This window comes from Porticoccus sp. Uisw_050_02 (genome assembly GCF_047729555.1).
Classification (GTDB): Bacteria; Pseudomonadota; Gammaproteobacteria; order Pseudomonadales; family Porticoccaceae; genus Porticoccus.
The window spans coordinates 1,310,456-1,333,704 of the sequence record NZ_CP159825.1 but is presented as its reverse complement, the minus strand read 5'-3'; the positions used below and the strand labels follow the sequence as shown (position 1 = coordinate 1,333,704).

Below are 23,249 nucleotides of genomic sequence, written 5' to 3'. Positions count from 1 at the left end.
GCCTCCTGGTAGGGGCGATCACTCTGTATCGATGACCAACAGATCTGACAGTTGGCGAATTTGTATTGCATCAATGCCTGAACCAGCTAAAGCATCCGATATTACTACAACCCTATCTTCGGGCAAGAATTCTGTGCGGGTCATAAGAATTTTGGCAGCAGTTGCTAGAGTTTTTTCTGGGTCCTCGCTGAAAGTTATTCGAAAACTAAGCACATTTCGGTTGAGTACTAGCTGACGACGAGTGCGGCTATCATTAGTAAAAGCGCAAATAATAGGAGTCTGCGGATGGCAATTGGTCACATAGTTAGCCATTTTCCCGCGTCTTGTAGGAACAATAATAGCTTTTGCTTTAATAGATTCAGCTAATTTTACTGCAGCAGATGCAATCTCTGCATGATCATTTTCTAGCTCCAAATCTTTAACAAACTGTAGACCTGGACTCTGTTCTATTGATTGAGTGATTCGAGAGAGTATTTCGACACACTTCACAGGATATTTTCCCATGGCGCTCTCGCCTGACAACATTATAGCATCGGCCTCTTCGTAGACAGCATTAGCCACATCCGTAACTTCAGCTCTAGTAGGTATTGGATTTTCTATCATGGATTCCAGCATGTGTGTTGCAACAATTACACGTTTCCCTCGTTGTGCACAAAGTCGAATAATTCGACGCTGAACCCTTGGTAGTTTTTCGATTGCAATTTCAACACCAAGATCTCCACGCGCCACCATTACGCCATCTGATATGTTAACAATATCGCTAAGATTCTTTACGCCTTCTTGGTCTTCTATTTTTGAGATAATCTTAATTTTATCAACCTTGTCACCCAGTAGCACTCTTAATTGTTCGACATCCTCTGTATTTCTAACAAATGAGAGCGCGATGAAGTCCACTTCTTGTTCTATGGAGAATAAAATGTCACGCTTATCTTTTTCAGTAATTGCTGGCAAGTTGACTCGAATACCGGGCAGATTGACATGGCGCTTACTTTTTAAAATACCACCATCAATAACTTTGCATTGCATGATTCGGTCCTCTTTGCTTAGCACCTCTAGATTGATGAGACCGTTATCAACCGTAATCATATCTCCGATGGTTACATCGTTTATTAAATCCTCGTAATTGACGCTTATTGAAGTCGATTCAACATCTTCTTCCCCGCGAGCTACAATAGAGATTACATCATTTTTTTTCAGGTTAAGTTCTTGTTTTATGTCCCCTGTACGAATTTCTGGACCCTGGGTGTCCATAAGAATAGCAATAGGGTTGGGGAGTTTTTTATTTAGGGTGCGGACTGATTTTATAACCCGTGTATGAGATTCATGGTCTCCATGAGACATGTTCAGGCGAACAATATTCATACCGGCTTCAGCCAGCTGCTGTAGCATAGAAAACGACTCTGAAGCTGGCCCGATGGTGCAGATAATCTTAGTTTTTCTCATGGTAAATTTTCTTATTTTTTATTGATTCTAGTGGCAGTAGTTTATTCTGTGAGTGCATTTTTACTGAGCAACTTTAACTAGGATAAATGACACTTTTTTCGGTTACAACAGCTTGCAGCTGGATATCCCAAGGCTGCTTATTAATACTACCAGTTTCTTGGCAACTTTGTGCGAGCCCTACAAGCCTAGTAAGGTGTTGCTGAAACTGCAGTGTTCTGTCATAAAACCCCCCACCCATACCTATCCTATTGCAAGAACGATCAAATGCAACCAATGGCAACAGAATTAGATCAATGGCAAATGCGGGTATAACTTTTGCCTTTCGAAGGAGGGGTTCTTTTATTCCATATCGATTAATTGATAAAAAGTCAGCGTTGCTATGTCGAGCAAAATACAAACGATTTTGTTTGAGTGGATGCAGTATGGGTAAATAGCATTCTTTTCCGGCAGCCTCAGCTATACCCATAGCAAATCCTGGGTCTATTTCTCCATCATGGGCAATATAAAATGCAATGCGTTTGCTATTACAAAAGGGAGGAAACGTGGAGAGTTGTTTAGCAATATTTTCCCCAGCAATTTTTTGCTGCCTTGGCGTAAGCAAGCGACGTTTTTCACGCATTAGCTGGCGTATGGCAATCGTATCCATAAGAAGTTCTTTTTTTATAGGTGTCCCCGAAGATACCGCTATTGATTGCGCCTTGAACCGAAAGGTTCAAGGTGGCAGGTTCAGCGATACATTAGGCTTTCCGTCATGCGGACATGCACACCGTATCGGCTTAAACCCCCCAGATTATAAATTATCGGCTCAAGGACTCATCAACTGGCGAGTACCCCAGGGCGTAAAAACATTATACCCTGAAGAGATTATAAAGTGGACGATTCTTCGAAGCTTTGGAGGGCGGCAGAAACTTTTTTATCGAGATCTAGCGTAAGTTTACTGGGAGAGCTCTCTGCAGCAAGTTTAATTTCGAGTTTCGAAATCTCGTAGGTCAGATTCAATGCCGCCATTACAGCAATTCTTTCAGCACCAATAACACTGCCGCTATTACGGATGACTCGCATTTGTTCATCAAGTTTTTTCGCAGACTCCATGAGCGCGTTATGCTCTTCTAGAGGGCAGCTTACCTGATAGTCTTTGTCTAAAATATGGATATCGACTGTTTGTTGGCTCACGATTTTTAGTTCTCTTTGTTGAGGTTTTTTAGCCTCATGATCGTCTGTTTTAAGCGATTGCGAGTCATTTCGCTTTTTTCCAGAAGCCTGCTTCGCTCCAGTAGCAAGCCGGACTCTCTTTTTTTAAGAGATATATTTTCTTTTTTCAGTTGAGCGCATATAGCAATAATTCGATCTATTTTTTGCTCAAGCTTCCCTAGATCCTCTGACATTTACCCGCCCACAGCTAAGTTACTGTGGCTAACTATAATTGCCCAGCTATGGATTGGTCAACAAACTTAAAGTTAATTCGTTAAAAAGAAGCTAACTAAATGTATAGAAGTGATTTTTTTTAGTCGATTGATCTGAGGTGCTTGCTTTCCTCAAGAATGATAGGATGAGATACCATTCAATAATGTAAGTGCTGATAATAATGGATTATGATGAAATCGCTGATGCCTTTGTTCGAGCAAACTTAATAGGCAGTCCGTCGGAGTTACATGGTTTTTTATGTGGAGAAATCAGTGGTAAAGAGTTTTTTTCTGAAGATTTCTTGGTGACGACTGTGGCAGAGTTTCTTGATGTCTATCCTGAAAGGGTGGAAGACTTGGGCGATATGCTCATCGACTTATATCAATTTTCTGTAGACCAGATAAATAGCACTGATTTTCAGTTTTCACCATTACTTCCTGATGATGACTTCTCTTTGAACGAGCGACTGACCTCGTTAAGCGAATGGTGTCAGGGATTCCTTTATGGGTTGGGAAATTCAAAGCTATCCTTAAAAGAGGAGCCTCTTGGCAATACAGCGGAGGCCTTGGATGATTTGGCATCTATTTCTAATGTGCAGCTTTTAGATGAGAAAGATGTTGGAGATGAAGATGACGACGAGGCCAGCTATACTGAGCTAGTTGAATATATTAGAGTTGCAGTAGCAACTATTTGCGGAGAGATGATTGCCCCCGATAAGGCTGATTCACAAGTGATTCATTAGTCAGATAATGGCTATTCTTAAGTTACACTTTTCCAGATAATATTTTTTGAGAATTAAAATACACAATGATTACGAATCAAGAGTTTAATCGACGAAGACATCAATTAATGTCGATGATGCCTAATAATAGCATCGCTATTCTTTCGGCAGCACCTGAGAAATCTCGCAATAGGGATGTGCTTTATCCTTATCGCCAGGATAGCGATTTTTTTTACCTAACTGGATTTCTAGAGCCAGAATCTGTACTAGTTTTGATATCCGGTCGAGAGCAGCAGCAATTCTTGATGTTTTGTCGGGACAGAAATGTGGAAAGAGAAACATGGGACGGACGCCGAGCTGGACCCGAAGGTGCTCGCCTAAAGTATGGTGCTGATGATGCCTTTCCTATTGAAAATATCGATGAAATTTTACCAAAGTTGCTTGAAGGCCGAAGAAAGATTTATTACACCGCCGGCAAGGATGCTAACTTTGATTCTTTTTTGACAAAAAAAGTGGAAAATAATAGAGGTAATGCTGGCTCGACAGGCTCATCTGTAGAGTTATTTATTAATCTGGAACAACCGCTCCATGAGTTACGTTTGCTTAAGAGTATAGAAGAGCAAAAGATCATGGAGAAAGCCGCAACTATTTCTGCTCGAGCCCATTGCCGAGCAATGAGGAACTGTGCTCCGGGGGTCTATGAGTATCAACTGCAAGCGGAAATCGAATATGAATTTGCTATGGCCGGAGCTAACTCTCCTGCTTACGGAACTATCGTTGGCGGTGGCGTCAATGGGTGCATTCTTCATTATGTAGAGAACAATTCAAAACTGAAAGATGGAGATTTGGTATTAATTGATGCTGGTTGCGAACTACATAGTTATGCTGCAGATATAACTCGAACTTTTCCTGTTAATGGAAAGTATACAGATGAACAGAAAGTAATTTATGACATAGTTTTAGAAGCTCAAATGTCAGCGATAGCTGCTTGTTCCAGCAATAATTTCTGGAATGATTCTCACAAGACCACAGTAAGTATTATTACCGAAGGATTGCGTGATATAGGTATTCTGGATGGCGAGATTAACGAACTAATCGAGACTAAAAAGTATAGCGACTTCTATATGCATCGAGCTGGTCATTGGTTGGGTATGGATGTGCATGATGTGGGCAATTACAAAATAAATGAAGAATGGCGAGTGCTTCAACCAGGTATGGTGGCTACAGTGGAGCCAGGAATTTATATTTCCCCAGACAACAAAGATGTTGATAAACGTTGGCGTGGAATTGGTATTCGTATTGAGGATGATATCTTGGTTACAGACAATGCCCCTAAAGTGCTATCTAGCGATGCACCCAAAACCACATTCGAAATTGAAGCGCTAATGGCTTCTAAATAGCAAATTAGAGTCTATAAGAATATGACTAATCAGTCGCTAATTCGACAAGATGTTGATATTTCAATCATTGGCGGCGGCATGGTTGGAGCTAGTCTGGCTTTACTTTTGTCTTCTTGTAAGTGCGGCTGGCGCATTCAAATCGTAGATGCTCAGCCAATGCAGACCACACAGTCTATTGATGGCTTGGAATCGTATTTTGATGCCCGCTCTACAGCTCTTTCGCAAAGTAGCCGTGAGATCTTTGAAATCCTTGGATTGTGGGAGAATCTGAGCCCTAAACTTACCGAAATAAGTGAGGTGCATGTTTCTGATAAAGGTTACCCGGGTAGTGCTAGACTATGTGCCGAAGAGCAAAATTTGCCCGCTCTGGGGTATGTTGTTGAAAACAGATGGATTAGCTCTGCTTTATCAGAGGCATTAATAGAAGCTGAGGATATTGAGATTGTTGATTCAGCAAAAATAGCTGAACTTAAAGCTGTAAAAGGCGGTATGAAATTCTCTGTCTCCACAGCTGGGGTCGGTAAAAGTAGAGAAGTGAACTCAAAGCTTTTAGTAATTGCAGATGGTGCTAAGTCGGAAACTAGGAATATGCTAGGTATTGATTTTACTGTAAAAGATTACGGGCAAGTGGCTATTGTGGCGAATGTTTCATTGTCCCAAGATCATGCTGGCATTGCCTATGAACGATTTTCTGATTCTGGACCCATAGCTATGCTGCCACTGGAGCCGATAGATGGAGATTATCGTGCTTCGCTAGTCTGGACAGTTTCTTTAATTCAGGCTGAAAAACTATTATCAGAATCTGAAGATGCATTCCTGAAAGAGTTACAATTATGCTTTGGGTACAGGCTGGGAAAACTTCAACGAATCGGTACGCGTTACAGCTTCCCTGTGAGGTTAGTCACTAGCAACGAACAAGTCCGCAGCAATGTTGTGGTTGTGGGTAATGCTGCACATTCTTTGCACCCAGTAGCAGGACAAGGTTTCAATTTAGCATTGCGTGATGTGGCTATGCTGGCTAATGAACTAGCAAAGGCAGCAGTAGAAGGCAGCTCTTCATTAGGGGAATATAGCGTACTAGAGCGCTATCTTGATAATCAAAAATTAGATCAGGAGAGAACAATTTTACTGAGTGATTTATTGCCTAGAACATTTGGTAATAGAGCTCTTCCTATAGTGCTAGCAAGAAATATTGGGCTACTGGCATTAGATGTACTTCCCTTGTTCAGGAGAAATTTTACGCAATTAGGTATGGGGCTTCAGACGAGAGGTCATGAGCTGGCTAAGTTTAGACCACTAGATTCTCTTGTGTTTGATACAGGAATAAGAAGTGATGGGTGACAAAGAATACGATATTGTTGTTGCTGGGGCTGGGATGGTGGGACTCATTTTTGCCTCATTGCTGGCAACGCGCCAACACTCGGATTGCGTGAATCTAAAAATAGCTATTCTTGAAGCAAAGCCTTTTAAGGATACTGATATTAAGGCAAAATTTGATCCTAGAGTGGTGGCATTAACTGAATCCTCTCGACACCTTCTCGAAGATATAGGGGTATGGAGTAATATTGCTAGTCAGCGTGTTTGCCCTTACCAGCGAATGGAGATATGGGAGTCTGACGGCACTGGAAATATTGAGTTCGATTGTAAAGATATTCGCCAGTCCAGCCTAGGCCATATTGTAGAAAACAGATTGATTATTAAAAGTATTTTACATCGAATGGAAGGGCTAGAAAATGTTGAGCTACTATGCCCTGCCATGGTTGTAGATGTAGACCAAAAGTCTTCGTCAGGGCACTCAGAAGTAACAACCATCATCTTAAGTGATGGAACCGCTATAACGACAAAGCTTCTGGTCGCTGCTGATGGAGGTGAATCCAAGGTGCGTGATTTATGCGGCTTCCAGTTGCGAGAATGGAATTATGGGCATCATGCCATCGTCACTAGCGTCGTCACCGAAAAAGCTCATAATTTTACGGCCAGACAGAGATTTTTGCCGGATGGACCGCTAGCTTTTTTGCCCTTGCAGGCAGAGACAGGGAACTCTCATCACTGCTCTATTGTTTGGTCTCAGAAAGATTCCGTAGCAGAAAAATTGATGTTACTTGATGATTTTGCCTTTTGTGAAGCTCTAGAGTTGGCAGGTAGTAGCTGCTTAGGAAAAATAACCAAAGTTGAAAAGCGCTCTAGTTTTTCACTTAAGCAAAGGCATGCAATAGATTATGTTATGCCAGGAATTGCACTAATAGGAGATGCCGCACATACGATCCATCCGCTAGCCGGACAGGGGGTTAATTTAGGCATTCAAGATGCAATAGCTTTAGTTAATGAAATAGAAAATGCATTATATCGAAAATTATCTCCGGGTAATTTTTTGGCGCTTCGTCGTTATCAACGCAGCAGAAAACCTCATAATCTGGGCATGATGGCCGTAATGGAGGGTCTGAAAAGGTTATTTGAAGATCAGCACTTGCCTATGCGATTATTGCGCAATGACGGCATGAGGCTTATAAACAAACTCGGCTTTATTAAAAATAAAATTGTGAAAGAAGCGATGGGGATTTTATAGTATGCATTTTTAAGTACAGCTAGCCCAATACTTGTACTTTAGTTTAGGGTTAATCAAGGTTAGAATCTTAGATATTTTTTAAGTTATATCGTTTTGGTCAAACGGTTAGAAATCAAGAAGTGGAATAAGGAAACCTCAATGAAAAAAGCTCCATCCGGTTTAAAATACGCCGCTAGCCATGAATGGGTTCGTGATGAAGGGGACGGCACAGCAACAATAGGCATAAGTGAACATGCGCAAGAAAGTCTTGGGGATGTTGTCTATGTTGAGTTGCCACAGCTCGGAATGAGCGTTGTTGCAGGAGAAGAAACTGGAGTTGTAGAATCTGTTAAAGCAGCTTCAGATATTTATGCGCCTATTTCTGGCGAGGTAATTGCAGTTAACGCATTACTAGAAGATGAGCCCGAAATTGTTAATGGTTCGCCATATGATAGTGGTTGGTTTTTTAGGGTAAAAATATCAGATCCGACCGAATTACATAATTTAATGGATACTGAGGAGTACGAGTCTTTAGCTGCTGCTGATTAATTAGAGTTCGCACTACAAAGACAGCCTAAAAGTACTGTCCAGAAGGACTGCTATCTACTACAGTAGGATGGAAGATAAGATGAACTTTAACGACAAAATGGAAGAGATCAGACTCTTAAATCAGTTTAACTTGAAATCAAAAGCATATGGCCTAAAGATACATGAACAAGACGCTTCTTCAGGCTCGGTAAGCGCGGCAGCCAGACTATTTCATAAGGGTTTAACCGATCATCTCGACGGGGGCTACTTAACAGATCTAGGAATAGTGGCAGCTGGGCACGCCCAAGCTCTTTTGAAAATTCTGGAAGATTAATATTTAAACACAAACAGACCCTTGCCTATTTGTTTTAAAGATAACATTTTTAATTTACCTGTTGAGTATCTTGGCGGCTTCTTTAGCAAAATAGGTTAGAACTCCGTCAGCTCCGGCTCGCTTAAAACATAAAAGAGATTCGATTATTACCTTTTCTCGATGAAGCCAGCCGTTCTCGAACGCGGCTACATGCATGGCGTATTCCCCGCTCACTTGATATACAAATGTAGGTGCCTTAAGTTCTTCTTTTACTCTGCGCACTACGTCCAAGTAGGGCATGCCGGGCTTAACCATAATCATATCTGCCCCTTCTTCCAGATCTAATGCGCACTCATGCAGTGCTTCATTTGTGTTGGATGGGTCTATTTGATAGGTTTTTTTTTCTGCATTTTTAATATTTTTGGCAGAGCCTACAGCCTCCCGAAAAGGTCCATAGTAGCTAGAAGCGTATTTGGCAGAATACGCCATGATGCGTGTATTGACATGCCCGGATTCTTCTAGATTTTCACGAATGCGTCTGATGCGTCCATCCATCATATCTGATGGAGCAACAATATCTGCGCCTGCCTCGGCATGCGAGAGAGCTTGCTTCACTAGAGTCTCGATAGTTATGTCGTTCAAAACATAGTCGGTGTCATCATCAACGATGCCATCCTGGCCGTGTGTTGTGAAAGGATCAAGTGCTACATCAGTGATAATGCCTAACCCTGGAACTGCCTGCTTGATGGCCCTTGTAGCTAGCTGCACTAACCCATCTGGATTGAATGCCTCTTCAGCCAAAAGAGTTTTATGTTGTTGATCGGGAACAGGAAATAAAGCGATTGCAGGGATGCCAAGATCTACTAGTGTTTGAGCCTCTTTCACCAAGAGGTCAATAGAAAGCCTTTCTATTCCAGGCATAGAGAGTATTTTTTCGCGACGACGACTGCCCGCTATTACGAATAAAGGGCAGATTAAATCATCAGGAGTCAACGTAGATTCTCTGATGAGGCGGCGTGAAAAATTATCAGTTCGGTTTCGACGCATGCGCGTATATGGGAATACGCCTCGGATGTGTTTAAAGCTCATGATTTCTCCGGACCTTAATTTTCTTTACAGGCTAAAAATCATTATTTTTCAGCATACAGAAAGCAAATAGTTGCAGGTTATAAATGCCTAAATACCTTCGCTGCCGCATTTAACGCAAATGCTATATCTTCGTCTGTATGCGCTGCGGACATGAAGCAGCCTTCGTAAGCTGCAGGAGCAAGATAGACTCCAGCATCTAGCATACCACGGAAAAAGTGACCAAAACGCGCAGTATCGCATGCCATAACCTGCTGATAATTTGTTACAGCGGGCTCTTCGGTGAAAAAGAAGCCAAACATGCTACCTACGTGATTTGTAGTCATAGGAATATTGGCATTGGTTGCTTGTTCTTGCAGACCCCTAACAAATTTTGTAGTTTTGGCGAACAATGAATCATGGAATCCAGGTTGAGTGATCAACTCTAAAGTTGCCAATCCCGCCGTCATAGCTACAGGGTTTCCTGAAAGTGTTCCAGCTTGATAGATCGGTCCAACTGGTGCAATTTGGTTCATGATATGACGCTTGCCTCCAAAGGCCCCAACCGGCATGCCACCACCAATTACTTTGCCAAGAGTGATCAGATCAGCATCAATATCAAAGCGTCCCACGGCGCACCGGACGTCTACTCTAAATCCGGTCATAACCTCATCAAAAATTAATAACGCACCAGAGTTAGTGCACTCTTCGCGTACAGCCTCCAAAAAACCTTCAATTGGTGGGATGCAGCTCATATTGCCTGCAACTGGCTCTATGATCACGCATGCGATTTCAGAGCCAATTTGAGCAAAGGTATTTTTGATATCATCAATATTATTGTAGGTGAGCGTTATGGTTAAATCGGCTAACACAGATGGAACCCCTGGAGAGCTAGGTACTCCCATGGTTAAGGCTCCCGATCCGGCTTTAACCAAAAGAGAATCAGAGTGTCCGTGGTAGCAGCCTTCAAACTTTATAATTTTATCGCGACCAGTAAAGCCTCTAGCTAGGCGAATAGCACTCATAGTAGCCTCAGTACCAGAATTAACCATACGAACCATGTCCATTCCTGGCACAAGAGTACAAAGTTTTTCCGCTAATCTTGTTTCTAGTTCGGTAGGCGCACCAAAAGTGATACCTTTGTCCATTTGTGTTTTTACTGCCGAAATAACCTTAGGGTGGCCGTGCCCTAAAATCATTGGCCCCCAGGATTGAATAAAATCTATATAACGCTTGCCATCAGCATCATATAGATATGCTTTGTCAGCCTTTTCGAAAAATATGGGAGAACCGCCAACAGCCTTAAAGGCTCTTACGGGAGAATTAACGCCACCTGGTATATGTTCTTGCGCAGCTTTGAATAGTTGTTGAGATCGTTGCATGGATTGGACTGCCTAGCGACTTTAGAGTGAAATATTTAGTGCTTATTATCCTTGATTATGACCCTGTGTGCCAAGTAATAAAAAAGAGATTTTAAAACAAAGCCCTCTATTTTTTGAGAATAGGGTGCTATGAAAAAGGCTTTACTACGACCAAAATAACAACCCCCACCAGTATGATCACTGGAGCCTCATTAAACCATCTATAAAAAATATGGCTATAGGAATTATTGTCATCTCGAAATTGACTCATTAGCTGCTGACAGATGCAGTGATATACAACTAATAAAATAACTAGGAAAAGTTTTATTTGAAACCAGAGGGCTCCTTTATAGTAATCAGGAGAAATGCAAAAAAGAGCTATTCCCATAGAAATGGTGATTACCATAGATGGGTTTGCAATGCCCCTGTATAGTTTCCGTTCCATAATTTTAAATCGTTCATTGCTTATCTGATCGTCAGACATGGAGTGATAAACAAACAACCTTGGCAGGTAAAACAGCGCAGCAAACCAACAAACCATTGCAATAATGTGTATTGCAGTTATCCAACTATGATTCGCTATGAGAAATTCTTTTATCCAGTCCATTCGCTCATCACCTATATTCTGTGAGACTACGTTTAATCTTAGATTGTTTGGGTTATTATAAACACCTACAAAGGTTGATGACATGAAGAATAGCATAGTGATTAAAATCGGTGTTGTGGGTGCCACAGGATACACTGGCGTCGAGCTATTAAGGCTTTTGGCGATGCATCCTAATGCGCAAGTGCTGGTGATAACTTCTCGCACCGAGATTGGTCGTCGAGTAGACGATTTATTTCCCAGCCTTAGAGGCTATTATGATCAGAGCTTTGTTGACCCAAACTCTGATCAATTAAATAATTGTGATGTCGTATTTTTCGCTACTCCTCATGGGGTTGCTCAAGAAGCTGCACCAGGCATGCTAAGAAGAGGCATCAAAGTTATTGACCTGTCCGCTGATTTCAGACTAAGAAGTTCTACTTCGTGGGAACAATGGTACGGAAAAGCCCATGGTTGTCCAGAACTGCTTGATAAGGCTGTGTATGGATTACCAGAAATTAATCGACAGGAAATAAAGAATGCCGATCTAGTTGCTTGCCCCGGCTGTTACCCTACCAGTGTATTGCTTGGATTTAAGCCGCTACTTGAGTCAGGGTTAGTAAATCTTGATGATCTTATTGCTAATACTGCATCTGGCGTTAGCGGTGCTGGTCGTGAGGCTAACATAGAAAATCTTTTGTCGGAGACCAGCGATAGCTTTAAAGCCTACAGTGTGGCTGGACATAGGCATTTGCCGGAAATTAAGCAAGGTCTGGAGGATATTGCAGGAGAGCCTGTTAAATTGACGTTTGTACCTCACTTGCTACCAATTATCAGAGGAATACACTCTACATTGTATGCGACACTTAAAGTAAAAGGTGTGGATATACAGAAAATCTATGAAGATTGCTTTAGAGATGAACCTTTTGTTGATGTTTTGCCAGCCGGCAGTCATCCTCAGACACGCACTGTTAAAGGCACCAATAAGTGTAGAATTAGCGTATTTTGTCCTGGTGGTGGAGATAAGATTGTAGTTCTTGTTGTTGAAGATAACCTTGTGAAAGGTGCTTCTGGCCAGGCAATACAGAATATGAATATATTATTTGGCTTGCCAGAAAGTACGGCTCTAGAAAGCCCCGCCTTGCTGCCCTAGGTTGACCTTACGCTATCAGTAAAAAGTGTCACAGGTGGAAAGGAAAAAGTTCTAGACCTGATCCGCTCGATAGCATGGTTGATTCTGTTGCTAGAAAATCAGAATTTAAGTATTTTGATATTCTAAAAGGTATTATAGGATTATCTGCAGGCTTTTCCTCGCAGAGTGTATCTGCAAAAACATGGTAACAGGATGATAGCAAGATACGTCGTGAGCGTGAGTGAAAGATTGATAAGAATTAGTATCGTTTGAACTGAAGTCAAACAGCTAGCGAATAATATTAAAGGAGAGCAAGGCATGTCTGCAAATAAGACTAGAGATTTTTCATCAGGAAATACAACGCTGATTTCTGAAAGCACTCGTATTGTTGGAGATCTACACTTTACTGGAAATTTAGAAATAGAGGGCCAGGTAACTGGCAATGTTCTCTCTAGCGAAGGAGGTGATCGAGTTAGAGTTTTGCCTACAGGTGTGGTTACAGGAGATATTCATTCCCCTATGGCTGTAATTAACGGACGCGTAGAGGGGAATATTTATTCCTCAGAAGAAGTCCACCTAGTGGCTAATTCCTATGTGGAAGGCAATCTCTACTATGTATTGATTGAAATAGAAAAAGGTGCCCAGATAAACGGAACTTTTGTCTATCAGCCCAATCCGGACGACATTAAAGTTTTGGAAAACGACGATATAGCAACATCCAACGAGTAAGTTGTTAGTGTATGCTATGATGGCTTGGTTATATCTTTTTTGGTTGCAGTAATCTACAGGAATATAAATGTCAGGTATTCAAACGTTTGTGCCTATGCCTCTGTATGTGTCAGAGCGCGCAGCAGCAAAGGTAAAAAATTTAGTTGAAGAAGAAGGTAACCCTGAGCTCAAATTAAGAGTGTTTGTTACTGGTGGCGGCTGTTCCGGCTTTCAGTATGGATTCAGTTTTGATGAGTTGGTAGCCGAAGATGATACTATTATAGAAGAAGAAGGTATTTCTGTGCTTGCGGATTCCCTGAGTATTCAATATTTAGTGGGCTCCACTGTAGATTATGAGGAAGGCCTCCAAGGGTCTAAGTTCTCTATTTCTAATCCAAATGCTACCGCTACATGTGGTTGTGGATCTTCTTTTTCAATGTAAGTCATATTCTTTTAGAGCTGGCTTTACTTTGTGTAAATCGCTCCTAGTATAGAGGCTTTTTTCGCCCCAGTTACAGCTGGTATATTGCCAGGTGCCCCTTCGATAGTTTGCTTTGCTAGCCAAGCAAAGGCAACAGCTTCAACCCATCCTGGAGCAACACCTAGTGCTGATGTGTTTTCAACTAGGGTTGGATGCAGCAATTCTCCAAGACGACGAACTAAAGCAATATTGTGCGCACCACCACCACAGATATATACTTCATCTACTTTTAATTTGTGAGAATGCAGCGCTTGAGTGATAGTTTTAGCTGTAAACTCCAACAATGTCGCTTGAACGTCTGCTGGCCTGCAAGGTGGAATTTCTCTTAGGTGTTCTTGTAACCAGCACATATTAAATAATTCTGGACCCGTGCTCTTGGGGGCCGGCTCTATAATATAAGAAGTACTCATTAGACTAGAAAGTAACGCCTTAACAGCGCTCCCTTCGGAGGCCCAGGCACCGCTTTCATCATAATCTTTTCCAAGATTTTCCTTGATCCACTTGTCCATTAGCCCATTACCTGGACCTATATCATAACCAAGAACTGATGAGGTCATTCCATCACCGAGCAATAGGGTAATATTAGAGATACCCCCTATGTTGATAATGGCACGTATAGAGCCAATTTTTTCAAAGAACTCTAGATGAAATCTTGGGACAAGAGGAGCCCCTTGCCCGCCTAATGCGATATCACGACGACGAAAATCAGCAACTGTAGTGATACCAGTTAACTCTGCAATAGTGTTTGGATCGCCTATTTGCAAGCTATAGCCTTCGTCGTTGTTAGAAATTTTTCCTGGCGGATAATGCCGAATAGTTTGTCCGTGGCTACCGATTGCTAAAATATCTTTTGTTCCTTTTATCGATCTTGATAAATAGACTAATTCATTGACGGCTTGCGCGAATAGTTTCCCAAGAGATCTGTCTAGCAGACTCATTCGATGTATTTCATCTACTCCTGAGGCGCTGAGTGAATTGATTTGTTCTTTTATCCTGCTCTCTAATTTAAGTGAATGTGTGAGCAGCACTTCAGGTTTCTGAGGTCCGAGGTCTACCAAGACAGCGTCAATACTATCTGCACTTGTTCCAGACATAAGACCTATATAAAGTTGCTTCTCGCTCATAGTCTTGAGTATCTAATTATTAGATTTTTGTTTTTTGGATGATAATATCATAGCTAGTTTTGATGTTTTTTGGTGGCTTTTAAGCTGTGCAACTAAAGGTTTTGTGAGCTGCTCGAATCGGACTCTCTCAGAATTTTTGATCGGGTTAGCCTGTGGAAGAGCGACCGTGCGAGGATTTTTGTGAACACCATTGATTAAAAATTCATAGTGTAAGTGAGGGCCTGTAGAGTAACCCGTAGAGCCCAATGTTCCAATTATTTGCCTCTGCGAGACTTTTTGCCCTTTTTTCACTTTTCGTTTCTGAAGATGAAGGTACTTGGTGATTACTTCTTGGCCATGCTGTATAAATATATAATTTCCATTGGCTTTATTGTAGCTGCTAGCAATAATTTTGCCGTCACCCGCCGCAAGAATTGGAGTACCTCGCGGGGCAGCATAGTCTACACCCCGATGAGCGATTATTTTTTTGTGTATGGGATGCTGGCGTTTTAAATTAAAACTAGAACTTATACGAGTAAAATCAAGCGGCGCGCGAAGGAACGTTTTTCGCATATCATAGCCTTCAGGGGTGTAGTATTTTGCGCTTCCATCGACGCTTAGGTAACGAACAGCCCTAAACGATCTACCTTGATTGACGAATTCAGCAGCTAAAATATGGCCTTCATCTATTTTTTCTCCATTTAAAAATTTTTCTTCATATAGAACAGAAAAACTATCCCCCTTTCGTATATCTAACGCAAAGTCGATATCCCAACCAAAGATATTAGCGAGCTCCATAATTACACCATAAGGCAGCCGAGCGCGCTCACCGCTGAGGAATAGCGAGCCTTCAATTATTGCATCGCGATAAGTAGAAATTATCTCAGGACTTAAAATAATATGCTTCCCAGTAAATTTAACTCCTTCTATTTGATCGGTCTTGACATAGAGATAAGATTCTAGTTTGGATTTAATGTATCTAAGTTGTATGAGCTCTCCTTCAGGAGATAGGGCAAATTGTATCTTTTGTCCAGGCTGTACTGCCAATAAAGGCTCGGATAGAGGGATAGATGTTAAGTCAAGAACGTCTTTTGCGCTCAAAGAAGATCTTTGGAAAATGATGCTGAGATTGTCGCCATGCTTAATGATCTGATCTTTCCATATTAGATGTTCGACACTACTGTCAGAAGACGACTCTAGACTGGAAGAGCTGAATGCCGAAACATCCGATGCTGCTTTTATTTTTTCTCCATTATCAAAACTGACGACTATATCTTTTTCGATACGCTTTATGGGTGTTCTTTCGGCTGAAAAATAAAAGATCATTGCTAGTATAGCAACTGCATAAGTCAATGCTGCTGCATATGCCTTGAGGTAAACCAATGCTGCTGCATATGCCTTGAAATAAATCAATGATACGGTAGCGCAGACCTTAGATGTGAATATCTTATAGGATAATATCGAATAAGCCTGCTTGGCATTGTGATATCTATTTTGGGGCATAATAGCTTATATACTACTTTATATTGATGTTAATACCAGAACTGCATATTAACAGAAATCATCTTAAGTCCACAGTTGGGATTTTTAAGTCCAGTCTCAGAAATGTTTGTTTTTGTAGAGAGATAATGTATCGTTTGCATCCTTCGTGGTTTGTTCAAGGTAGAGACTTTAAAGATGGACAAGAACAGTGAGCAGTTAATAGACGACCTTCAAGCACGAGGCTTGATTGCCCAAATGACCGCAGCTGAGAAGCTAGTTGAGCACCTGTCAACTGGTTCTCGCACTCTCTATTGTGGGTTTGACCCAACAGCAGATAGCCTTCACATTGGCAGCTTGGTGCCCTTGTTAGTTTTAAGACGCTTTCAACAGGCAGGACATAAACCCATTGCTCTACTCGGAGGTGCGACAGGATTAATTGGAGATCCAAGCTTTAAAGCTCAAGAACGAAAACTTAATACACCTGATGTAGTTGCAGACTGGGTCATTTTGATTAGAGAGCAGATATCTAAATTTGTAGATTTTAATATTGGCGACCGTTCTGCTGAGATGGTGAACAATATGGATTGGATCGAAAAAATAGATCTGTTGTCCTTCTTGCGAGATGTAGGCAAGCATTTCTCTGTCAACAACATGGTTAATAAGGAGTCTGTACAACAAAGACTCGATAGAGATGGCGAGGGTATATCTTATACCGAGTTTACTTATATGTTGCTCCAGTCCTATGATTTCGCTCAACTGAATCGACTGCATGATTGCACTGTGCAAATTGGCGGATCAGACCAGTGGGGGAATATAACCGGCGGCGTTGATCTTTCACGACGCTTAAATGGTAGTCAGGTTTTCGGTATGACGCTACCATTAGTAACAAAATCAGATGGCACTAAGTTCGGTAAAACTGAAGCTGGCACCATATGGCTTGATCCTAAAAAAACGTCGCCTTATGCATTTTATCAATTCTGGTTGAATACTGCAGATGCAGATGTGTATACCTTTTTGCGGTATTTCACTTTTTTATCACTCAGTGCTATTGATGAGATAGAAAAAGTTGATGCCCTGATTCAGGGTAGAAAGTCTGCTCAAGACGTACTTGCGAGAGAAGTAACGGAGCTTGTGCATGGACCGGTTAGTCTTGCTGCGGCACAACGGATAACTCGCGAGCTTTTCTCAGGTGAGCTGGCATCTTTGAGCGAAGACGACTTAGTTCAACTTAAGCAAGATGGCTTGCCGTCAAGTAGCCTAGAACTGTCGGAACTAGATGGGCAAACTATGACAGGGCTTTTTTCAGAGTGCGGCCTAGCCCTTTCCGGCAAAGAGGTTAAGGATGCACTTTTGCGCAATGCCCTATCTATTAATGGGGTCACTAAGTGTTACGAAGATAACATGAAGATAGCAAGATGTTTTTCCTTGGATCATGCACTTTTCGGGAGATTTTTTATAGTTAAGCTCGGGAAGAAAAAATATCATTTATTTGAGCTGACCGTTTAAGCAAAAAAATTATAAAAATAAACGCCCAAAATAACGTTTCTTTTTGTTCAGAAGCAAAGTTCTCTGCTCAGAAATAAAGCTAAAATCCCCAGTTCTTGTGAACATATTAATCAAATCGAAAAAAAGAACTACTTTTATAAAGAAATAGTTTGACAGCTAGGCGTGAAAGGCTAGAATGCGCGTCCGTTTCAAGGTTGATTGGAAACGAAAAATTAACAGCCACAAGTCGTGAATTTTTTAGTAAAAAAACCATCGATACTGTTGACTTTAAGGAGGCGATCCGTAGAATACGCAACCCGCTCCATACGTGAGCAACGTTCTTTAACAATTAATCAGATAATGAGTGTGGGTGCTTGCTGAGATGATTCATGTGACAACGAATCATCAAATACAAGTAACTCACCAAAATAAGTAATTTGGTAAGCCAAAGTGTTTGGCCAAGTTTTTGAGTAGTGTCGCAGGTTTTTGTGAAACTGCTCCCTCTTAATCTAATCTTTCTAAGATATGAAAGAGGTTAAAGAATTTTAAACTGAAGAGTTTGATCATGGCTCAGATTGAACGCTGGCGGCAGGCCTAACACATGCAAGTCGAGCGAGAAATTTCCTTCGGGAAAAAGTACAGCGGCGGACGGGTGAGTAACGCGTAGGAATCTACCTAGTAGTGGGGGACAACATGTGGAAACGCATGCTAATACCGCATACGCCCTATGGGGGAAAGCAGGGGATCTTCGGACCTTGCGCTATTAGATGAGCCTGCGTCGGATTAGTTTGTTGGTAGGGTAATGGCCTACCAAGACTACGATCCGTAGCTGGTCTGAGAGGATGATCAGCCACACTGGGACTGAGACACGGCCCAGACTCCTACGGGAGGCAGCAGTGGGGAATATTGGACAATGGGCGGAAGCCTGATCCAGCCATGCCGCGTGTGTGAAGAAGGCTCTAGGGTTGTAAAGCACTTTCAGTAGGGAGGAAAAGTTAGTAGTTAATAACTGCTAACCCTGACGTTACCTACAGAAGAAGCACCGGCAAACTCCGTGCCAGCAGCCGCGGTAATACGGAGGGTGCGAGCGTTAATCGGAATTACTGGGCGTAAAGCGCGCGTAGGCGGTTTGATAAGCTGGATGTGAAAGCCCCGGGCTCAACCTGGGAACTGCATCCAGAACTGTCTGACTAGAATACAATAGAGGTGAGTGGAATTTCCTGTGTAGCGGTGAAATGCGTAGATATAGGAAGGAACATCAGTGGCGAAGGCGACTCACTGGATTGATATTGACGCTGAGGTGCGAAAGCGTGGGGAGCGAACAGGATTAGATACCCTGGTAGTCCACGCCGTAAACGATGTCTACTAGCCGTTGGGATCCTTGAGGTCTTAGTGGCGCAGCTAACGCAATAAGTAGACCGCCTGGGGAGTACGGCCGCAAGGTTAAAACTCAAATGAATTGACGGGGGCCCGCACAAGCGGTGGAGCATGTGGTTTAATTCGATGCAACGCGAAGAACCTTACCAGGTCTTGACATCCCGAGAAGTCGCTAGAGATAGCTTCGTGCCTTCGGGAACTCGGTGACAGGTGCTGCATGGCTGTCGTCAGCTCGTGTCGTGAGATGTTGGGTTAAGTCCCGTAACGAGCGCAACCCTTGTCCTATGTTGCCAGCACGTAATGGTGGGAACTCATAGGAGACTGCCGGTGACAAACCGGAGGAAGGTGGGGACGACGTCAAGTCATCATGGCCCTTACGACCTGGGCTACACACGTGCTACAATGGCCGGTACAGAGGGCTGCTAACCCGCGAGGGGGCGCTAATCCCACAAAACCGGTCGTAGTCCGGATCGCAGTCTGCAACTCGACTGCGTGAAGTCGGAATCGCTAGTAATCGCAAATCAGAATGTTGCGGTGAATACGTTCCCGGGCCTTGTACACACCGCCCGTCACACCACGGGAGTGGGTTGCAAAAGAAGTGGGTAGTCTAACCTTCGGGGGGACGCTCACCACTTTGTGATTCATGACTGGGGTGAAGTCGTAACAAGGTAGCCCTAGGGGAACCTGGGGCTGGATCACCTCCTTAATCGATGCACTGACATTTCAGTTAAGTGCCCACTCTCATTATCTGATTATTGGCTAAAGCAGTACGCGTGTATGTTTTTATACGCACACCTATAGACAGTGGGTCTGTAGCTCAGTTGGTTAGAGCGCACCCCTGATAAGGGTGAGGTCGGTGGTTCAAATCCACCCAGACCCACCATTTCATATGCATGAAAGGTTGCATTGGGGCTATAGCTCAGCTGGGAGAGCGCCTGCCTTGCACGCAGGAGGTCAGCGGTTCGATCCCGCTTAGCTCCACCACTTTCTCTAAAAATACTGCTTATAGATGTCAGAATTAAATTATTTTTGATGATTTAATTCTGGTTTTTATGCCAGACGTTCTTTAAAAAAGTAGAAATGTTAAAGCTGTATTAATTATATATAGTAATTTTTATACAAGTGTATTCTTATGAATACACAAGTTCGGCAAAAAATTATCGAAAGATAATTGTCGTAAATGCAGTCGTTTGTCTTATATGGTCAAGCGACTAAGCGCATACGGTGGATGCCTTGGCAGTTAGAGGCGATGAAGGACGTAGGAGCCTGCGATAAGCTTCGGGGAGTTGGCAAACAAACTTTGATCCGGAGATTTCCGAATGGGGAAACCCACCTGCTATAAAGCGGGTATCATGCACTGAATACATAGGTGTATGAGGCGAACCTGGGGAACTGAAACATCTAAGTACCCAGAGGAAAAGAAATCAATTGAGATTCCCTAAGTAGCGGCGAGCGAACGGGGATTAGCCCTTAAGTTTTTAACGTTTTAGTGGAAGGTTCTGGAAAGTTCCGCGATACAGGGTGATAGCCCCGTACACGAAAAGACGTTCTAAGTGAAATCGAGTAGGTCGGGACACGAGTTATCTTGACTGAACATGGGGGGACCATCCTCCAAGGCTAAATACTACTAACTGACCGATAGTGAACCAGTACCGTGAGGGAAAGGCGAAAAGAACCCCGTAGAGGGGAGTGAAATAGATCCTGAAACCGTATGCGTACAAGCAGTAGGAGCAGACTTGTTCTGTGACTGCGTACCTTTTGTATAATGGGTCAGCGACTTACTTTTAGTAGCAAGGTTAACCATTTAGGGGAGCCGTAGAGAAATCGAGTCTTAATAGGGCGTTTAGTTGCTAGGAGTAGACCCGAAACCGGGCGATCTATCCATGGGCAGGTTGAAGGTTGAGTAACATCAACTGGAGGACCGAACTCACGTATGTTGAAAAATGCGGAGATGACTTGTGGATCGGAGTGAAAGGCTAATCAAGCCCGGAGATAGCTGGTTCTCCTCGAAAGCTATTTAGGTAGCGCCTCGTGTCTCACCACCGGGGGTAGAGCACTGTTTGGGCTAGGGCCTCATCCCGAGGTACCAACCCCATGCAAACTACGAATACCGGTGAGTGCAATCACGGGAGACACACGGCGGGTGCTAACGTCCGTCGTGAAAAGGGAAACAACCCAGACCACCAGCTAAGGTCCCAAATACCAGTTAAGTGGGAAACGAAGTGGGAAGGCTAAGACAGCTAGGAGGTTGGCTTAGAAGCAGCCATCCTTTAAAGAAAGCGTAATAGCTCACTAGTCGAGTCGGCCTGCGCGGAAGATATAACGGGGCTAAACTGGTAACCGAAGCTGTGGATGCGTGTTTACACGCATGGTAGAGGAGCGTTCTGTAAGCCGTTGAAGGTAGATTGAGAAGTCTGCTGGAGGTATCAGAAGTGCGAATGCTGACATGAGTAACGATAAAGGGGGTGAAAAACCCCCTCGCCGAAAGACCAAGGTTTCCTATCCCATGCTAATCAGGGTAGGGTTAGTCGGCCCCTAAGGCGAGGCAGAAATGCGTAGTCGATGGAAAAAAGGTTAATATTCCTTTACTTCTTATTATTGCGATGGAGGGACGGAGTAGGCTAGATCAGACGGGCGTTGGTTGTCCCGATCTAAGCGTGTAGGGGGTTCTCTTAGGTAAATCCGGGAGAACATTACTCTGAGACGTGATGGCGAGGCTCTCTTTTGAGCCGAGTGGTCGATGCCATGCTTCCAAGAAAAGCTTCTAAGCTTCAGGTAATAAGAAACCGTACTCCAAACCGACACAGGTGGTCAGGTAGAGAATACCAAGGCGCTTGAGACAACTCTGGTGAAGGAACTAGGCAAAATGGCACCGTAACTTCGGGAGAAGGTGCGCTGTTGGCGGTGATCGGACTTGCTCCGTAAGCTGTCGACAGCCGAAGTGACCAGGCCGCTGCGACTGTTTATTAAAAACACAGCACTTTGCAAACACGTAAGTGGACGTATAAGGTGTGACGCCTGCCCGGTGCCGGAAGGTTAATTGATGGGGTTAGTCTTCGGACGAAGCTCTTGATCGAAGCCCCGGTAAACGGCGGCCGTAACTATAACGGTCCTAAGGTAGCGAAATTCCTTGTCGGGTAAGTTCCGACCTGCACGAATGGCGTAACGACGGCGGCGCTGTCTCCACCAGAGGCTCAGTGAAATTGAATTTGCGGTTAAGATGCCGTATACCCGCACCTAGACGGAAAGACCCCGTGAACCTTTACTATAGCTTGGCACTGAACTTTGAACCTATCTGTGTAGGATAGGTGGGAGGCTTTGAAGCGTGATCGCTAGATTGCGTGGAGCCATCCTTGAAATACCACCCTGGTATGTTCGGGGTTCTAACCCAGGTCCGTTATCCGGATCGGGGACAGTGTCTGGTGGGTAGTTTGACTGGGGCGGTCTCCTCCCAAAGAGTAACGGAGGAGCACGAAGGTACCCTCGGCATGGTCGGAAATCATGCTATGAGTGCAATGGCATAAGGGTGCTTGACTGTGAGACTGACAAGTCGAGCAGGTACGAAAGTAGGTCATAGTGATCCGGTGGTTCTGTATGGAAGGGCCATCGCTCAACGGATAAAAGGTACTCCGGGGATAACAGGCTGATACCGCCCAAGAGTTCACATCGACGGCGGTGTTTGGCACCTCGATGTCGGCTCATCACATCCTGGGGCTGAAGCCGGTCCCAAGGGTATGGCTGTTCGCCATTTAAAGTGGTACGCGAGCTGGGTTTAGAACGTCGTGAGACAGTTCGGTCCCTATCTGGTGTGGGCGTTGGAGATTTGAGGAGAGCTGCTTCTAGTACGAGAGGACCGAAGTGGACAGACCTCTGGTGTTCGGGTTGTCATGCCAATGGCATTGCCCGGTAGCTATGTTTGGACAGGATAACCGCTGAAAGCATCTAAGCGGGAAGCCCCCTCCAAGATTAGATCTCCCTGGGACTTTAAGTCCCCTGAAGGGCCGTTCAAGACTAGGACGTTGATAGGCTGGATGTGTAAGCACTGTGAAGTGTTGAGCTAACCAGTACTAATTGCCCGTGAGGCTTGACCATATAATAGAAATGACTGCATTAAGAAC

19 protein-coding genes, 2 tRNA genes, 2 rRNA genes and 1 other RNA gene are annotated in these 23,249 nt (G+C 43.4%); 14 read left to right on the top strand and 10 right to left on the bottom strand.

The window, feature by feature from the left end:
• Positions 1-18: 18 nt before the first annotated feature.
• The 5 genes from pyk to ABXT41_RS06465 form a co-directional block, all read right to left on the bottom strand.
• Complete coding sequence (gene pyk / locus ABXT41_RS06485; RefSeq protein WP_415390689.1) at positions 19-1,443, bottom strand: pyruvate kinase; 1,425 nt, start codon at positions 1,441-1,443, stop codon at positions 19-21.
• Positions 1,444-1,516: 73 nt separating this feature from the next.
• Entirely contained in the window at positions 1,517-2,089 is a 573-nt protein-coding gene (locus ABXT41_RS06480) for a 5-formyltetrahydrofolate cyclo-ligase (protein WP_415390688.1), read from the bottom strand.
• 19 nt (positions 2,090-2,108) lie between these two features.
• Positions 2,109-2,285, bottom strand: a non-coding RNA gene (ssrS, locus tag ABXT41_RS06475) — 6S RNA.
• A 22-nt stretch (positions 2,286-2,307) separates the two neighbouring features.
• The gene (locus ABXT41_RS06470; RefSeq protein ID WP_415390687.1) at positions 2,308-2,616 is read right to left on the bottom strand and encodes a cell division protein ZapA; all 309 of its coding nucleotides are present in this window, start codon (positions 2,614-2,616) and stop codon (positions 2,308-2,310) included.
• Between the two features lie 5 nt (positions 2,617-2,621).
• A complete protein-coding gene (locus tag ABXT41_RS06465) occupies positions 2,622-2,828 on the bottom strand; it encodes a DUF904 domain-containing protein (RefSeq protein WP_415390686.1) in 207 nt (68 codons plus the stop codon).
• A 200-nt stretch (positions 2,829-3,028) separates the two neighbouring features.
• Between ABXT41_RS06465 and ABXT41_RS06460 the strand changes: the two genes are divergently transcribed.
• The 6 genes from ABXT41_RS06460 to ABXT41_RS06435 all read left to right on the top strand — a co-directional run bounded on the left by ABXT41_RS06460 (position 3,029) and on the right by ABXT41_RS06435 (position 8,375).
• Complete coding sequence (locus tag ABXT41_RS06460; RefSeq protein WP_415390685.1) at positions 3,029-3,589, top strand: UPF0149 family protein; 561 nt, start codon at positions 3,029-3,031, stop codon at positions 3,587-3,589.
• Between the two features lie 65 nt (positions 3,590-3,654).
• On the top strand, positions 3,655-4,968 hold the full coding sequence (pepP, locus tag ABXT41_RS06455) for a Xaa-Pro aminopeptidase (protein ID WP_415390684.1): 1,314 nt from the start codon (positions 3,655-3,657) through the stop codon (positions 4,966-4,968).
• A 21-nt stretch (positions 4,969-4,989) separates the two neighbouring features.
• Positions 4,990-6,309, top strand: a complete 1,320-nt coding sequence (gene ubiH / locus ABXT41_RS06450; protein WP_415390683.1) for a 2-octaprenyl-6-methoxyphenyl hydroxylase — start codon at positions 4,990-4,992, stop codon at positions 6,307-6,309.
• Positions 6,302-7,534 (top strand): UbiH/UbiF/VisC/COQ6 family ubiquinone biosynthesis hydroxylase, encoded by a 1,233-nt coding sequence (locus ABXT41_RS06445; RefSeq protein WP_415390682.1) that lies wholly within the window; start codon positions 6,302-6,304, stop codon positions 7,532-7,534. Before ubiH ends, ABXT41_RS06445 begins: the two co-directional genes overlap by 8 nt.
• A 138-nt stretch (positions 7,535-7,672) precedes the next feature.
• The gene (gcvH, locus tag ABXT41_RS06440) at positions 7,673-8,062 is read left to right on the top strand and encodes a glycine cleavage system protein GcvH (protein ID WP_415390681.1); all 390 of its coding nucleotides are present in this window, start codon (positions 7,673-7,675) and stop codon (positions 8,060-8,062) included.
• A gap of 79 nt (positions 8,063-8,141) precedes the next feature.
• Positions 8,142-8,375 (top strand): TIGR02647 family protein, encoded by a 234-nt coding sequence (locus ABXT41_RS06435; protein WP_415390680.1) that lies wholly within the window; start codon positions 8,142-8,144, stop codon positions 8,373-8,375.
• A 54-nt stretch (positions 8,376-8,429) separates the two neighbouring features.
• Here ABXT41_RS06435 and hemB read toward each other — a convergent pair whose 3' ends face one another.
• The 3 genes from hemB to hemJ form a co-directional block, all read right to left on the bottom strand.
• Positions 8,430-9,443 (bottom strand): porphobilinogen synthase, encoded by a 1,014-nt coding sequence (hemB, locus tag ABXT41_RS06430; protein ID WP_415390679.1) that lies wholly within the window; start codon positions 9,441-9,443, stop codon positions 8,430-8,432.
• 77 nt (positions 9,444-9,520) lie between these two features.
• Positions 9,521-10,801: a glutamate-1-semialdehyde 2,1-aminomutase gene (hemL, locus tag ABXT41_RS06425; RefSeq protein ID WP_415390678.1), complete on the bottom strand. Its 1,281-nt coding sequence runs from the start codon at positions 10,799-10,801 to the stop codon at positions 9,521-9,523.
• Positions 10,802-10,928: 127 nt separating this feature from the next.
• Positions 10,929-11,387 (bottom strand): protoporphyrinogen oxidase HemJ, encoded by a 459-nt coding sequence (hemJ, locus tag ABXT41_RS06420; RefSeq protein WP_415391474.1) that lies wholly within the window; start codon positions 11,385-11,387, stop codon positions 10,929-10,931.
• Positions 11,388-11,484: 97 nt separating this feature from the next.
• Between hemJ and argC the strand changes: the two genes are divergently transcribed.
• The 3 genes from argC to erpA all read left to right on the top strand — a co-directional run bounded on the left by argC (position 11,485) and on the right by erpA (position 13,645).
• Positions 11,485-12,516 (top strand): N-acetyl-gamma-glutamyl-phosphate reductase, encoded by a 1,032-nt coding sequence (gene argC, locus ABXT41_RS06415; RefSeq protein ID WP_415391473.1) that lies wholly within the window; start codon positions 11,485-11,487, stop codon positions 12,514-12,516.
• A gap of 297 nt (positions 12,517-12,813) precedes the next feature.
• Positions 12,814-13,224, top strand: coding sequence for a bactofilin family protein (locus ABXT41_RS06410; RefSeq protein WP_415390677.1), 411 nt, complete (start codon positions 12,814-12,816; stop codon positions 13,222-13,224).
• A gap of 67 nt (positions 13,225-13,291) precedes the next feature.
• Positions 13,292-13,645 (top strand): iron-sulfur cluster insertion protein ErpA, encoded by a 354-nt coding sequence (erpA, locus tag ABXT41_RS06405; protein WP_415390676.1) that lies wholly within the window; start codon positions 13,292-13,294, stop codon positions 13,643-13,645.
• Between the two features lie 23 nt (positions 13,646-13,668).
• On the opposite strand, the gene ABXT41_RS06400 is transcribed toward erpA, so the two are convergent.
• Positions 13,669-14,808, bottom strand: coding sequence for an anhydro-N-acetylmuramic acid kinase (locus ABXT41_RS06400; RefSeq protein ID WP_415390675.1), 1,140 nt, complete (start codon positions 14,806-14,808; stop codon positions 13,669-13,671).
• Positions 14,809-14,820: 12 nt separating this feature from the next.
• Entirely contained in the window at positions 14,821-16,290 is a 1,470-nt protein-coding gene (locus ABXT41_RS06395) for a peptidoglycan DD-metalloendopeptidase family protein (RefSeq protein WP_415390674.1), read from the bottom strand.
• A gap of 174 nt (positions 16,291-16,464) precedes the next feature.
• Here ABXT41_RS06395 and tyrS point away from each other — a divergent pair, with 174 nt between their 5' ends.
• The 5 genes from tyrS (at position 16,465) to ABXT41_RS06370 (ending at position 23,223) form a co-directional block, all read left to right on the top strand.
• Entirely contained in the window at positions 16,465-17,775 is a 1,311-nt protein-coding gene (gene tyrS, locus ABXT41_RS06390; protein WP_415390673.1) for a tyrosine--tRNA ligase, read from the top strand.
• 526 nt (positions 17,776-18,301) lie between these two features.
• Positions 18,302-19,837 (top strand): 16S ribosomal RNA (locus ABXT41_RS06385).
• 100 nt (positions 19,838-19,937) lie between these two features.
• Positions 19,938-20,014 (top strand) — tRNA-Ile (locus tag ABXT41_RS06380).
• Positions 20,015-20,039: 25 nt separating this feature from the next.
• Positions 20,040-20,115, top strand: a tRNA-Ala gene (locus ABXT41_RS06375).
• Positions 20,116-20,332: 217 nt separating this feature from the next.
• Positions 20,333-23,223: ribosomal RNA gene (locus ABXT41_RS06370) — 23S ribosomal RNA — on the top strand.
• The 16S and 23S rRNA genes sit together here with 2 tRNA genes alongside, the layout of an rRNA operon.
• The last annotated feature ends 26 nt before the right edge of the window (positions 23,224-23,249 follow it).